13 protein-coding genes and 1 pseudogene are annotated in these 13,110 nt (G+C 38.1%); 9 read left to right on the top strand and 5 right to left on the bottom strand.

Going from position 1 to position 13,110, the window contains the following annotated elements; translation table 11 throughout:
* The first annotated feature begins 31 nt into the window (after positions 1–31).
* Genes ABC371_RS01125 through ABC371_RS01115 form a run of 3 tightly spaced genes read left to right on the top strand, consistent with a single transcriptional unit; the run spans position 32 to position 2,680 of the window.
* Positions 32–409 carry a RidA family protein gene (locus ABC371_RS01125; RefSeq protein WP_412895178.1) on the top strand — a complete coding sequence of 126 codons (378 nt, stop codon included), beginning with the start codon at positions 32–34 and terminating at the stop codon, positions 407–409.
* Positions 410–426: 17 nt separating this feature from the next.
* Entirely contained in the window at positions 427–1,533 is a 1,107-nt protein-coding gene (locus ABC371_RS01120) for a threonine synthase (protein ID WP_412895177.1), read from the top strand.
* A 43-nt stretch (positions 1,534–1,576) separates the two neighbouring features.
* On the top strand, positions 1,577–2,680 hold the full coding sequence (locus ABC371_RS01115) for a D-TA family PLP-dependent enzyme (protein WP_412899239.1): 1,104 nt from the start codon (positions 1,577–1,579) through the stop codon (positions 2,678–2,680).
* Positions 2,681–2,776: 96 nt separating this feature from the next.
* On the opposite strand, the gene ABC371_RS01110 is transcribed toward ABC371_RS01115, so the two are convergent.
* Positions 2,777–3,271, bottom strand: coding sequence for a shikimate kinase (locus ABC371_RS01110; RefSeq protein WP_412899238.1), 495 nt, complete (start codon positions 3,269–3,271; stop codon positions 2,777–2,779).
* A 294-nt stretch (positions 3,272–3,565) separates the two neighbouring features.
* On the opposite strand from ABC371_RS01110, the gene aroQ reads away from it, so the two are divergent.
* Entirely contained in the window at positions 3,566–4,006 is a 441-nt protein-coding gene (gene aroQ, locus ABC371_RS01105; protein WP_412895176.1) for a type II 3-dehydroquinate dehydratase, read from the top strand.
* Positions 4,007–4,083: 77 nt separating this feature from the next.
* Here aroQ and ABC371_RS01100 read toward each other — a convergent pair whose 3' ends face one another.
* Positions 4,084–4,812, bottom strand: a complete 729-nt coding sequence (locus ABC371_RS01100; protein WP_412895175.1) for a CAP domain-containing protein — start codon at positions 4,810–4,812, stop codon at positions 4,084–4,086.
* A gap of 334 nt (positions 4,813–5,146) precedes the next feature.
* A complete protein-coding gene (locus tag ABC371_RS01095) occupies positions 5,147–5,491 on the bottom strand; it encodes a hypothetical protein (protein WP_412895174.1) in 345 nt (114 codons plus the stop codon).
* A gap of 151 nt (positions 5,492–5,642) precedes the next feature.
* On the opposite strand from ABC371_RS01095, the gene ABC371_RS01090 reads away from it, so the two are divergent.
* Together ABC371_RS01090 and ABC371_RS01085 are read left to right on the top strand one after the other, a co-directional pair.
* On the top strand, positions 5,643–6,053 hold the full coding sequence (locus ABC371_RS01090) for a GNAT family N-acetyltransferase (protein ID WP_412895173.1): 411 nt from the start codon (positions 5,643–5,645) through the stop codon (positions 6,051–6,053).
* Between the two features lie 13 nt (positions 6,054–6,066).
* Entirely contained in the window at positions 6,067–7,044 is a 978-nt protein-coding gene (locus ABC371_RS01085) for a phosphotransferase (protein ID WP_412895172.1), read from the top strand.
* Positions 7,045–7,068: 24 nt separating this feature from the next.
* Here the strand turns inward: ABC371_RS01085 and ABC371_RS01080 are convergent, their stop codons facing one another.
* Positions 7,069–7,815: an SGNH/GDSL hydrolase family protein gene (locus ABC371_RS01080; RefSeq protein WP_412895171.1), complete on the bottom strand. Its 747-nt coding sequence runs from the start codon at positions 7,813–7,815 to the stop codon at positions 7,069–7,071.
* 193 nt (positions 7,816–8,008) lie between these two features.
* On the opposite strand from ABC371_RS01080, the pseudogene ABC371_RS01075 reads away from it, so the two are divergent.
* The 3 genes and pseudogenes from ABC371_RS01075 to ABC371_RS01065 all read left to right on the top strand — a co-directional run.
* Positions 8,009–8,189, top strand: a pseudogene (locus tag ABC371_RS01075) (branched-chain amino acid transporter permease); the annotation flags it as partial.
* A 194-nt stretch (positions 8,190–8,383) separates the two neighbouring features.
* Positions 8,384–9,805, top strand: a complete 1,422-nt coding sequence (nhaC, locus tag ABC371_RS01070) for a Na+/H+ antiporter NhaC (RefSeq protein WP_412899237.1) — start codon at positions 8,384–8,386, stop codon at positions 9,803–9,805.
* Entirely contained in the window at positions 9,802–10,668 is an 867-nt protein-coding gene (locus tag ABC371_RS01065) for an MBL fold metallo-hydrolase (protein WP_412895170.1), read from the top strand. The genes nhaC and ABC371_RS01065 overlap by 4 nt, the downstream gene beginning before the upstream one ends.
* Before the next feature lie 87 nt (positions 10,669–10,755).
* On the opposite strand, the gene ABC371_RS01060 is transcribed toward ABC371_RS01065, so the two are convergent.
* Positions 10,756–12,690 (bottom strand): endonuclease MutS2, encoded by a 1,935-nt coding sequence (locus ABC371_RS01060; RefSeq protein ID WP_412895169.1) that lies wholly within the window; start codon positions 12,688–12,690, stop codon positions 10,756–10,758.
* Positions 12,691–13,110 lie beyond the last annotated feature (420 nt).

The raw sequence follows: 13,110 nt of genomic DNA, 5'->3' as shown, positions 1-13,110 counted from the left end.
TAAAAATTTCTAAGCTCTAGGAGGAATTCGTATGAAGTTCATTTCAATTAAGGGTGCAAAGCCAAACCCTGGGCATTATTCCGCTGCAACACAAAAGGGCAATTTCCTCTTTATTTCAGGACAGCTTCCGGTTGATCCTTTTACAGGTGAAGGGACGAGTGGTGATATTACTGCCGAAACAAACCAAGTGTTGGCAAACTTAGACCATGTACTAGATTCAGCAGGTGCAAAGAAAGAGGATATCATGAAGGTCACCATTTATATTTCAGATATTTCGTTATGGGATACTGTCAATTCCATCTATAAACAGTACTTTGGTGACCATAAGCCAGCACGAGCTGTTGTTCCTACTAATCAACTACACTATGGATATTCAATTGAACTTGAGGCCGTTGCCTATATTGATTAAGAAAAGGAAGAGTGAAGATGAACTATATTTGTAAGGAATGTCATTCAACATATCCGTTGGAAAGTAATAAATGGAAATGTGATTGTGGAGGTCTACTAAACCTTGAATATGAGAAAAAGGCCGTTGATTTTACGGAAACAGCCACTTCTCGAAATCACTCTCTTTGGAAATATATCGATGCACTCCCCTTTGAAAAGGAAGATGTATGGCAGGAGATTACGCTTGGAGAAGGAGATACTCCACTTATCAAAATAGCTGAAAATGTCACAGCAAAGGCTGACTATTATATGCCTACGCTATCATTCAAAGATCGTGGTGCTGTCCTTCTCATTGCCATGGCGAAAAAGTTAGGTATTAAGAGAGTTGTTGCAGACAGTAGCGGAAATGCCGGAACTGCCATTGCGGCATATGGGGCAAGGGCTGGAATCCAATGTGATATTTTCGTTCCTGCATCGACCTCTAGTAAAAAAATAGCACAGATTGAAGCACATGGTGCGGTCATTCATAAGGTACCAGGAACGAGAGAAGCTACAGCGAGTGCCGCGATTGCCATGGTGGAAAGCACAGGTTCATTTTATGCAAGTCATATATATAACCCGATTTTTTGGGAAGGTACGAAAACGTATGTGTATGAAGTGTTTGAGCAGATGAATAACAAAATGCCTGAAGCGTTTATTATTCCGGTAGGGAATGGAACCCTCTTAATGGGAGCGTATATTGCTTTTCAAGAGTTAGTGGCAAATGGGCAAATCGAGAAAATGCCTAGAATCCTTGCCGTCCAAGCAGAAGCTTGTGCTCCAATAATGAAAGCCTTCGAGGAAGGTCAGGATGCGGTTGAACCTATTGAACATACAGGAACCTTGGCCGAGGGTATTGCAATTGCTGCACCGGCAAGAGGAACAGAAATCCTACAAGCGATACGAGCAACAGAAGGAGATATAATCGGTGTGTCCGAGGAAAGTATCATAGAAGCCAGGAAGCAGCTCGCATTAAAAGGCATTTATGTGGAGATCACTTCCGCGGCTAATTACGCTGGATACTTACACTATATTGAGAAATACCCTGAATTAAAAGACCAACAAATTGTTTTTCCTTTATGTGGGGCAGGTCTTAAAAGCAATTAGACTTTTACATTGAGAGAATCGATTTTTTTAAGGAGAGATAATGATGAAAAAGAATCAATTAGATACGCCATCCTTACTTATTGACCGTGAAATCATGATGGATAACATTGAACGAATGCAATCCTATGCTACTAAATATGGTGTTACCCTTCGTCCACATACAAAGACGCATAAAATGCCTGCTCTTGCGAAACTACAAGTAGATGCAGGTGCCAAAGGCATTACCGTCGCAAAGGTTGGAGAAGCAGAAGTCATGGCTGAAAATGGATTAAACGATATTTTTATTGCGAATGAAATCGTCGGGGAAGTTAAATTAAATCGCATCAAGAAGCTCGCAGAAACCATTGATATTTCCTTTGGTGTGGACAGTATTGAACAGTGTGAAACGATAGAAAAGGTGTTTGGTGACAGCAAAAAGCCAGCGCAAGTTCTGATTGAAATTGAAGTGGGGGAAAACCGCTCTGGAGTAATTGAAGAAAGCGATTATATACGTTTAGTAGAATATATTAAAAATTGCTCCCATGTGAATTTAAAAGGAATCTTTTCGCATGATGGCCACACATACAAAGCAAAAGACTTAGAGGAATGCCGCGAACTATACAACGCAGCGCAAAAACGTACTCTTCATTTTGCTCATCTTGCGCAAAAATTAGGCTGCCCATTGGAAACGGTCAGCATTGGTTCTACACCACCGCTCATGCATGATTTTGGAGTCATGGAGGGAGTAACTGAACTCCGTATCGGAACGTATATCCTTATGGATGTCTCACAAGGAAATGCAATTGGTACATATGATAGATGTGCAGCGAGTGTCCTAACAACAGTCATCAGTAAACCAACAAGTGAACGAGTCATTACCGACGTTGGGGCAAAAGGAATCACGATGCAGTCACGAAGCCAAGGAATTTGTGCAACTACTGGTTTAGGCTATATTAAAAACTACGGTGTACATATTGACCAAGTGTATGATGAACATGCAATCATCTATAATGAAGAATTCAGAAATCAAGTTGCAATTGGTGAAAAGCTTGAAATCATACCAAATCATATTTGCCCAGTCTGTAACCTCTATGATCACGCCTATCTAGTTTCTGGAGATGAGGTAGTAGAAGAAATTTCAATCTTATGTAGAGGGAAACTGCAGTGATGAAGGTATTAGAGATAGCTTAAACTATTGCTATTATTCTAGGAAATAAGAGGAAAGAGGGTGTGCCCGATTAGATGGGGCTACCCTCTTTCTATTTTAATCGTATAATTCCCAAGCTAACTTTAATGATTCGATAATATAATCTGCAATTTCCTCAACATCATGGTTGTCAGTATTTAATTTGGAATGGTGTAATGAATATATTTCTTGTCTTTCTCTAAATAGTTCTTCAATTTCTTGTAAAGTGCGACCTTGTAAAACGGGCCGGCTATCAATCAATATGTCGATTCTTTCCTTCCAAGAATCCCAGGAAACGTCTAAATAAAAGATAATACAGTTTTTCAAACAAATATCTCTAATCTCCTTTTGTAAAAAGGCACCACCACCAAGAGAAATAATTTTTAACTTTTGAGTGCAATAGTTTGATATAACTTCTTTTTCTTTTTCTCGAAACGCCTTTTCTCCAATTTGCTTAAAAATTTTTGAAGTTGGCATATTGTATTCTTTTTCAATCTCTTGATCAATATCTACAAAACTTCGAAATAATTTTTGGGCAACGAGTTTACCAATCGTTGTTTTTCCAACGCCCATAAAACCGATGAAAACGATACTCTTTTCTCTTAATGAAATACTTTGATTATTCACTTCGGCACTTCCTATTGTTAGTTTCATATACTTTAATGGTTTATTTTAATAAATACTATCATATGTTTTTTGATTTTCAAAAGAAAATATCAAATTCGATCTTGATTATTTTGAAAATTCATAATGGAACTTGATGGATTGAGCAAAGATAAATCTCTTTTTATTGCCTGAAAATTCTATTACAAGTTATACTTAGAGGGTGTTTAAAAACTCTAAATTCATTGGTTAGGGGAAGAAGAAATGAAAAAAATTCTGATGCTACATGGAATTAATCATAACATGTTTGGAAAAAGAGACCCTGTTCAATATGGTACGGTGACGTTAGAGGAAATTGATGCAGGACTTAAAGAACTGGCAAACGAGCTTGGCGTCGAGATCGAAAGCTTTCAGACCAATCATGAAGGTGAGATGTGCGAAAGAATCCATAGGGCTTATTTTGAAAAAAAAGATGCAGTGATGATAAATGCAGGAGCATGGACGCATTATAGTTACGGATTGAGGGATGCACTAGAGATTCTCGAAGTGCCGATCATTGAGATTCATATGTCCAATATTCATGCTCGAGAAGAATTCAGGCATCATTCTGTTTTTGCAGAAATTGCAAAAGGTCAAATTTGTGGATTTGGAATTGACAGCTACTATCTTGGCTTACGCGCGGCTGTATCACTGATTAATAAGTAGTTTTTTTACAACTGAATGAAAACCAAAAACGGCACTCAACGTCCTTCGCTGAGTGCCATTTTAATTAAAGTATCAACCTATTTGCCGATGAACATCTGTGTCCAATAGTTACCCTCTACATGTCCAACGCCAATGTGAGTAAAGTTTGAGCTTAAAATGTTCTTGCGATGCCCTTCACTATTCATCCACCCATTGACAACTTCTTGTGGGGAACGTTGCCCCTTCGCAATATTTTCACCAGCCGCACGGTATTGAATGCCAAATTGTTTCATCATATCAAATGGAGATCCGTAGGTTGGGCTTGTATGAGAAAAATAGCTATTCTTCTTCATATCAGAAGATTTTGTTCTCGCCACCTCACTTAATTTCAAATCAATTTTGAGGGGCTGTAAGCCGTATTTTGCACGTTCTTTATTTGTTAATGTGACAACTTCCTGCTCAAACTGGCTTAATGAATAAGTAGCTTGTTTTGTTGTTTCCTTTGTTTGTTCTGCTGGTTGCTGTTGGACAGGCTGTTGAGCAACAGGAGTTTCCTGAACAGGCTCTTCTACTTTTTGTTCTGTAGGCACTTTAACTGGTTGTGTAGGTTGCTCTACTTTCCCTTGAGTTTGTCCGTATTGAGAATAATATTTTTTTAGTAAGTTTTGAATGAGATCATTCCAATTTGTAGAGTTGTTAACAGATACAACATAACGACCTTCATATACATTTTTAGTAGAACCATCTACTTGTTCCGCAGAACTAGCTAATGGTCCAGTTACTAATAACGCACCTGCTACTGCTAAAGATAGTATTGTTTTCTTCATTTTTAGTCCTCCTTGTTGTGTATCAAGATACAATAAAATCATAGCATGTGATTTTTGTAATATTGGAGGAAGACATTTCCTTCTGTAACAATCCTACTATTTTAACAGCAAACGAGAGTTGAAAATAAATAGATTTGATGAAATGAGCTTGTTGTTCATTTTTGTCATTATAGGAAAAAACTACTCAGATATACCTATTGACAGGATTGAATCCAAGGTTGTTTTATGACGTATATTACTGAAAAATGACGAATATGACTTTTTGGGACATAGGGACAGGTACCGCGTCCCACCCGTGTTGTGGACTGGGATCACGCACCTGTCCCTAGTTAGATCAATCTTCTGAGTCATCTGCTTTTCTAGCAGCTGCATCGTCAGAGAATTTGTCAGAGAACTTGTCAGAGAATTTATCAGAGAATTTATCAGAACCTGATTGTTGAGATAGTGTTGTTAGACTTTCAGAAAATCCGGTTGAAAATGCTTGTGCAAAGGATTCAGCAATGACTGGTGCAAGCGCATTTAGTTGCGCTAATGCTGGATTGTTTTTTTCTGCTGCGGCTGCTTTTTTAATGCCTTCTGCAAAGGAGTTCGAAAAGGCCTCAGCAAATGCTGTTGCAAAGGAAGAAACAGAAGCTTCTACCAAATTCTTAACTTGTTCTCTATTGATTTTTTTATCCACAATAATCCCTCCCTTCAAATGGATTACTCTATCTTACGTATCCGTTCAATGACTGTACACGCCATTTACCTTACTGCAAAAACACATTTTTTTAACAAAAAGCTTTTCCTTTCATATAGTGAAAACAAAAATAGAATAGGAGGGGAAAACAGTGGAGGTTCGTACTCGAATACCTGAAAAGGATGATTCTCATATCATTGCAATGGGTTCTGCCATTTTTGGAGTTGATGCCGGGTTGATTGAAAATAGGTTGAACCTAGCGGAGGAAGTTTTACTCGTTTGTGATGATCAAGATAAAATAGTAGGCTTCTTAAGCTATCGCCTAAAAGAAAAAAATGAATTTTTCATAGATATGGTTGCTTTTGACCCATTCTATCAAGGTAGAGGGATTGCACAGTCTTTTTTGCCAACCTTACTTGATTATGCGAAAGACAAAGGAGCCTTAACAATTGGAGGAATGGTCTACAAAAAGAATGAGCGTGTTTTGAAATTATTCAAGCATTGGGGCTTTCGCATTAAGAGATATTATGTTGATACTGTCTATATAGAAAAGGTCATTTAGCAGGGGGGAAGTCATGAATATTGATTGTTCCAAGATGCTTATGGAGCATTATAAGCTAGTTTTGGAAAGCTACGAAATCATCCGTAAAACAAAACGTTCATTAGTAATAAAGTGTAGGACCAATCAAGGTCTTTTCATGTTAAAACAAGTATTGATAAGTTTTGAGAGGCTTCATTTTCTTTTGCAAGCAACGGAGTATTTAAGGGGAGTAGGCGTTCTCATTCCTAAACTAGTAAAAACGATACATCAAAACGATTATGTTAGATGGGAAGGAAACATCTATTATCTTCAAGAATGGGTACCGTCCGTCTCACCACTTGTTGTTTCAGTAGGTGACCTGATTGGACTATCAAAACAAATTGGAATGGTTCACAAGTTGTCGTTGAACTATCATTCTCCCAACGCACACATATTCTTTAAGGAAATCAACTGGGAAGATAATATGAAGCGGGCTCTTATCCTTTTGGAGGGAATGCGTCTGGTGAAGTCCAACAGGGAGGAGGTTGATTTCTTTTTAGATGCTGGGAAAAGGGTTGTAAACGAATTGGACAAATCATCCTCCTTTCAGTTTTTGAAGAACCTTCCTTTAGATGAACAGTTTTTGTGCCATAATGATCTCCACGTTGGTAATCTATTAAAAAGTGAAGCGGGGCTTTTTATCATTGATTGGGATTTAGCAAAATATGATATTCCTGCTAAGGACCTGAATGGAATAATCAAAATAATGGGGAAGGTAACAGGGAAGTGGGACAATGCTGTTTTCGAATCCATTCTAGAAGCATATACTCAAGAAAATCCAATAACCGATCAAATGGTATCTCTTCTTATTTTGTATCTCACATTTCCACATAATTCCTTACATCTATTTGTAAAAGAGCTTACTCAAACCGAATCCCCCCAGCAAATCCAATCACTACTCCAATTTGAAAAAGAAAAAACCGAATACTTGTTAAAGGGACAATGGGACAGGTACCGCGTCCCACCACTATAGGAAAATGGGACAGTGAACCTGTCCCTAAAATATGTCACGCATTAATTTTTCCGCAATTAATCGATATTTTTCTGCTTTAAAGTGAATTCCGTCATAAAGATTCCCGTTGATGGAAATATCATCACCATCTACATATTGAATTTTTTCTTCTTGGGCTAAGGATTTAATCGCCGTTGAGTAGTATACTTGTGTTTTCTTTCCGTTATTTTTGTTGTTCGTGATGGCTGTTGGGGAGATGACGACAACTTCAATCCCATTTTCTTTGAGTTTTTGTAGTATTTGTCGGTTGTTTTCTTTATATTGCTCAACAGGGACGGGGAGCGCATTTGGACTATATTTCATATGACCTCTTGCATCGTTTATACCAAACATCAAAATGACTAAATCCGGATGAATCGTAAGAACTTCCTCATCAACATTTTTTAGAGCTTGAATAGAGGTCCAGCCGGGATGCCCATTATTGATCACTTTTATTTTATTGTATCCGTACTTTTTTCTGAGTTGTGTTTCTAAGACTTTTGGATAAGGATTTTTAACCTGATTCACTTTGCCTCTAGTATCTCGTTCATATCCCCATGTAATGGAATCACCATAGGCGACAATGGTAACAGGTTGTTTATAAGTAAGTTTTTCAATAATTGAATACTCGTGTTCTGAAATGGATACTGGTTTTGCTGCTTTACTTTTCTGTTGAATGGTTAGCAGCACAACAAATACACATATAAGTGCAGATATAAAATAAAATAGGTAAATTTTTGGGGGATTTCTCATCTAAAATCTCCTTCACATTTGGGATGCAGGTTCCGCATCATACAGCTTTTATAGATTATCGTTTATGAACCTCTCCGTTATTACTATTTTAGCAAATACAAGAGATTTACCACATAAGAGAATTTGTATTTAATAATAAATTCTCTTTATATTATGTGGAATTTTAGATATAAAATTATACAAAATAGACAATCCATCAGCGGTGATTGGACTTTTGGTCAAAAGATATTAACCTATTTGCAGGAAGTCATGGTATGCCTGAATTCATTTCAGTGACAGTCGTTGCCATGCTCCACTTTTGGAAAAGAAATATGCTCCTCTCCATTGCAGGAGGAACAATCGTATATATGATCTTGGTTCAAATGATCTTTTAGGGACGCGGACAGGTACCGCGTCCCTATTTTTTGGGATTGATAAAAACGGGGACAATGAACCTGTCCCTCTGTCCCAGTTGACTAATGAAACATTATAAATTATGATTAGTGCATAATAATTCACTTAAAAGCATAAAAGCTTTAAAGTGATAAAGTATTTTGGGATCGATACTAGTTGACTGGTGGGGAAAATGGTGAAGTCAAAACTTACAATTTGGAAATCTATTATTCCATTGTTGGGATTAATTATAGCTGCGGCATGCTCGATCTTTATCTGGAAAGCAGGAATGAATTTTCCGTTACTGGTTGGAGTGATTTTAGCTTCCATCGTTGCGAGTAGCTGCGGATGGAGATGGAATGATATTCAACAAATGATGGTCAATGGAGTAACAAGGGCATTACCAGCAGTGTTTATTTTAATGGTCATCGGGACGATTATCGGTTCTTGGATTGCGAGTGGTGTTATTCCAACTATGATTTATTATGGCATTTCAATAATAGATCCATCCTGGTTTGTTCCGATTGTTGCTCTTGTTACGGGGATTGTTTCGATTACTCTAGGAACATCCTTCACATCGATCGCAACTGTAGGACTCGCATTCATGGTCATTGGTGAGGGGTTAGGATTTTCGCCAGCTCTTGTTGCGGGGGCAGTTATATCTGGTGCTTATTTAGGAGATAAGCTATCTCCATTATCCGATACGACCAATATCGCTGCTGCACTAGTTGATACGGATTTATTTAGTCACATAAAGCACATGCTTTGGGACACGATCCCTGCATTTTTGCTATCCCTATTATTATTTTGGGTGTTTGGTAGTTTTGAAGAGTCTAGCACGAGTTTTAGTTCTGGAACCATTGAAACTATTATGTCAGGTTTAGATCATGCTTTTGTAATTCATCCGTTATTGTTGTTGCTACCGGTTTTTACAATCTTTTTAATGCTAAAGCGGGCTCCTGCGTTACCTGCATTAATGGGTGTAGGTTTACTAGGAGCAGTTATAGCTGTTGTGGTGCAAGGAACCTCGGTCAGTTCAATTGTTCAGTTTATGACAAGTGGTTTTAGTATCGAAACTGGAGTAGGTGAAATTGATTCATTGTTAAATCGAGGCGGACTTGCTTCTATGCTTGGAACCGTCGGAATGCTTATGATTGCTACTGCCCTCGGTGGGATATTAGAAGAAACGGGAGCATTTGAAGTCTTAACAGGCAAAATGTTGAAGAAAGTGAAATCCACTGGTTCACTAATCGGTTCTACTCTTTTAACGACATTTGTTGTTGCGCTAGCAAGTGGTGCTCAGTTTTTGGCGATTATTCTACCGGCAAGGACCTTTGTACAGAAGTATAAAGATATGAACATTGATACGAAAAATCTTTCTAGAACAGTTGAGTCGATGGGAACTGTCGGAATTAATCTTATCCCGTGGAGTGTTCCTGCCGTGTTTGCCTCAAGCATTTTAGGTGTGAGTGCATGGGAGTTTATCCCATATGCATTCTTTATTTATCTTGTACCACTCGTAAATCTACTGTTTGGTTTTACAGGATGGACAATTGCTAGAAAGGATTACAGCCAAGAAAAAAAACAGGCACATGTAGAAAGGGAAGTTGTATCGTGAGTGAAGTCATTTTAAGTGTGATTGGTACTGCTCAAGATGGAGGGTTGCCACAAGCGAATTGCTTTTGTGAAAATTGTAAGAGGGCAATAGCGGATCCGAGGTTTAAAAGAACGGCCGCCTCCTTGGCGATTATTTTACCAGAAGAGAACAAATGGCATTTAATTGAGGCTACACCTGATTTGCGAGAACAAATGGCACGATTACAAATGAGATATGGGATGGAATCAAAGTTGATGAGTAGTATTTTTCTATCACATGCTCATATCGGTCACTATCCAGGTTTGATGTATTTAGGGAAAGAATCAATTAATTCCCGTCAATTGCCCGTGATGGCAGGAACAAAAATGAAAAAGGTGTTGGAAAATAATGCGCCATGGAGTCAGTTAACGACACTTGAAAACATTGTTGTTCAAGAAATCCATGATCGACAGCCTGTAAGCATTTCTTCGGAAGTTACAGTTACTCCGGTTATCGTTCCCCATCGAAATGAGTTTTCGGAGACTTTTGCTTTTTGGATCAAAGGTCCGAATAAAAAGGTTTTATTTATTCCAGATATTGATCGTTGGGATGAATGGGATATCGATATTCGTGAAGCGGCGAAAGAGGCAGACATTTGTTTTCTTGATGGCACGTTTCATTCTCCACAAGATCTAGAAAAGATTGGTCGTGATTATCGACAAATTCCCCATCCGGTCATGACGGAAACGATGGAACTGCTTCCAGATTTAGTAGGGGAAACGAAGATTTATTTTACACATCTTAACCATTCAAACCCGGTATTGCAAAAAGATGGAGCATTAAGAAAAGAAATTGAGGCAAAAGGTTTTTATATTGCTGATGAAGAGATGGAATTTAGAATATGATAAAAAAGATGTTCAAGAAGAAAATTTCCTTTTGAACATCTTTTTTTTGTAAAAAATGGTGGGACGCGGGTCCCCGTGTCCCTTTCTTTATTCCTCCAGCCATTTGTCTTCGACGAATTTGCGGTTCATGTCTTTGTTTAGTTTACGGTATTCTTTGCTTTTGAAGATGATGTCAAAATCGTAATCTGGTGGGTAGAGCTCTTCAGCGGCAATTTTCAGCTCCAATCTTTTATAATTAATCGTTCTTTTTTCTCCTTTGATTTGGACAATGTAATCACCACGATCGTTTGGTCCTTTGTACACAATGCCTGTTTCACCTGTTGCCAGGAGGAGGACATTATCGCCTTGGTTATAGAGAGTTGCTTTATTTACAGGTTGCTCTAGTTTCTGTTTTTCTACATTCCTTCGTGCATATTTATTTACAATGACCTGCCTTTGATAGGAAGGAGATTGTAATGTTTCGTGTGTCATGTTTTGATGAAAATCCTTTTGTTCTTGGTATGCTTTTTGATGTGCGCGTTCAAGAAGTGAAGGATGCATCCCTAGTTTTGCTGCGATATCGAACGCTTGACTCTGTCCGCTCCTTCCAAGTAAAAGTCTATACGTTGGTTGTAATGTGTCGATATCAAACTCCATTGACCCATTTAAAAAACCTTCCGTTTCATCGGCAAACTTCTTCATTTCACTATAATGGGTAGTCGCAAATAATGTAGCGCCTTTCTCATATAGTTGCTCTAATATAACAATGGCGAGGGCCATTCCTTCCCTCGGGTCAGTACCAGACCCAAGTTCATCGATTAATACGAGTGACGCATCGTTTGTCTTTTGTAAAATGTCAATAATATTTACCATGCGTGAGCTAAATGTACTTAAGTTTTGCTCAATGCTTTGACCATCACCAATATCGACAAAGATATGTTGGAAGATGGCTATTTCACTCCCTTTTTTGGCTGGAATAGGGAGACCGGATTGTGCCATTAAGGTTAGGAGCCCGACTGTTTTTAATGTCACAGTTTTTCCGCCAGTGTTTGGTCCCGTAATCACAAGGGCTCGTTCCTTTTCACCAATCGGAATCGTGAGCGGAACCGCCTTGGTTCCAAGCATTGGATGACGCGCTTCCATTAGTTGAATCCGAAATTCTTCATTGATTATAGGTATGTCTGCTTGAATCATTTGACTGTATTTCGCTTTTGCGAAAAGAACATCGTAGTGATGCATCGTCTCAATGGCAATCTGGATAACTTGTTCATATGAAAGAAACAGCTGAGTCAGTTCATATAAAATCCGCTCTACCTCAGTTTCTTCCGCAATTTTTATAAGTTCAATATCCTCCTGAATGGCACTTAATTCAACAGGCTCGATAAAGAGGGTGGAACCAGAAGCAGAAGTATCTAATATCGAACCCTGAATCTTCTTTCGATATTCTTTTTTTATGGCAAGAACATAACGACCTGACCTTTCAAAAACGTTCGTTTCTTGCAGATACGGTGAAATTCTTCCACTTTTCACTAATGATTGTGCTTTTTCCTTTAATTTATCTTGTAGAGTCGCAAGGTGCCTACGTAAATAGTTAAGGTCACTTGATGCGTAATCATCTACTTGGCCATTTCGTAAACAACGGCTAATTTCTGCTTCTAATTCTGATACATCACCAATCGATGAAGCATACATACTGACCATTGGACCGGCATATTCCTTATCTTTCATAAACTGCTTTAGCTTTTGGCAGTGGTCTAGGAATGAGACAATTTGCGTAAATTGGTCTACTTTTAGAGCCATACCTTTATTCGCTTGTGTAATGTAGTGCCCGATTTGATCCAACGAATGAATAGGTATACTTCCACTGATTGCTAGGATGTTCATCGCTTCTGAAATTTCATGTAAAGAAAGCTCGATTTTCTTTTTGTCTTTTATTGGTCTTAACGAGAGAAGTGTTTCTTTTCCTCGGATTGTTCTAGCAAATTGTGAGATCTCATTTAAAACTTGATAATACCCTAGTGCTTCCATTGTTTGAGTATTCAATGGTAAATCCTCCTTTTTAATATGTGTAAAATTTCATGAGGACTTGTTCACGAGGCCATATTCAAAAAGCCGTCATGAACAAAGCGCTCATGACGGCAGAAGATAGACCTTGTGCTTGAGATGTTTGACTGGTTTTAGACACAAAAAAACCATGACAAACATGCCATAGCAGGATCTATTTTTCATAGCTATGATGCGTGTTCTTAACTTTCCAAAAGAAGCCATAGTGAAATAAACATAGCGTTTGCTACGTTTTTGCTTCTTCCAGCTATCCAATTATGGATTAGTTAAGAACCACCGATAACATAAACTCATACTCCTTTAGATAAGGAATTTTTTTACTTACTCTTTCTTTATATCCTATGTTCAATTTAGAAGTCAAGTGCAAAAGAAATGCTCCAAGATATAATTGGGCAAATG

The sequence above is a fragment of the Bacillus jepli genome (assembly GCF_047238305.1).
In the GTDB taxonomy this organism is placed as follows: Bacteria; Bacillota; Bacilli; order Bacillales; family Bacillaceae_L; genus Ferdinandcohnia.
The sequence above is the reverse complement of the archived record's forward strand: the minus strand, read 5'-3'. Positions and strand labels throughout refer to the sequence as shown.

What these genes read in the sequence shown, in the direction of transcription:
- ABC371_RS01120 (WP_412895177.1), top strand. Translation starts at nt 427, where the DNA reads ATGAACTATATTTGTAAGGAATGTCATTCAACATATCCGTTGGAAAGT.
- ABC371_RS01080 (WP_412895171.1), bottom strand. Translation starts at nt 7,815, where the DNA reads ATGAGAAATCCCCCAAAAATTTACCTATTTTATTTTATATCTGCACTT.
- ABC371_RS01110 (WP_412899238.1), bottom strand. Translation starts at nt 3,271, where the DNA reads ATGGGCGTTGGAAAAACAACGATTGGTAAACTCGTTGCCCAAAAATTA.
- ABC371_RS01085 (WP_412895172.1), top strand. Translation starts at nt 6,067, where the DNA reads ATGAATATTGATTGTTCCAAGATGCTTATGGAGCATTATAAGCTAGTT.
- aroQ (WP_412895176.1), top strand. Translation starts at nt 3,566, where the DNA reads ATGAAAAAAATTCTGATGCTACATGGAATTAATCATAACATGTTTGGA.
- ABC371_RS01125 (WP_412895178.1), top strand. Translation starts at nt 32, where the DNA reads ATGAAGTTCATTTCAATTAAGGGTGCAAAGCCAAACCCTGGGCATTAT.
- ABC371_RS01100 (WP_412895175.1), bottom strand. Translation starts at nt 4,812, where the DNA reads ATGAAGAAAACAATACTATCTTTAGCAGTAGCAGGTGCGTTATTAGTA.
- ABC371_RS01115 (WP_412899239.1), top strand. Translation starts at nt 1,577, where the DNA reads ATGAAAAAGAATCAATTAGATACGCCATCCTTACTTATTGACCGTGAA.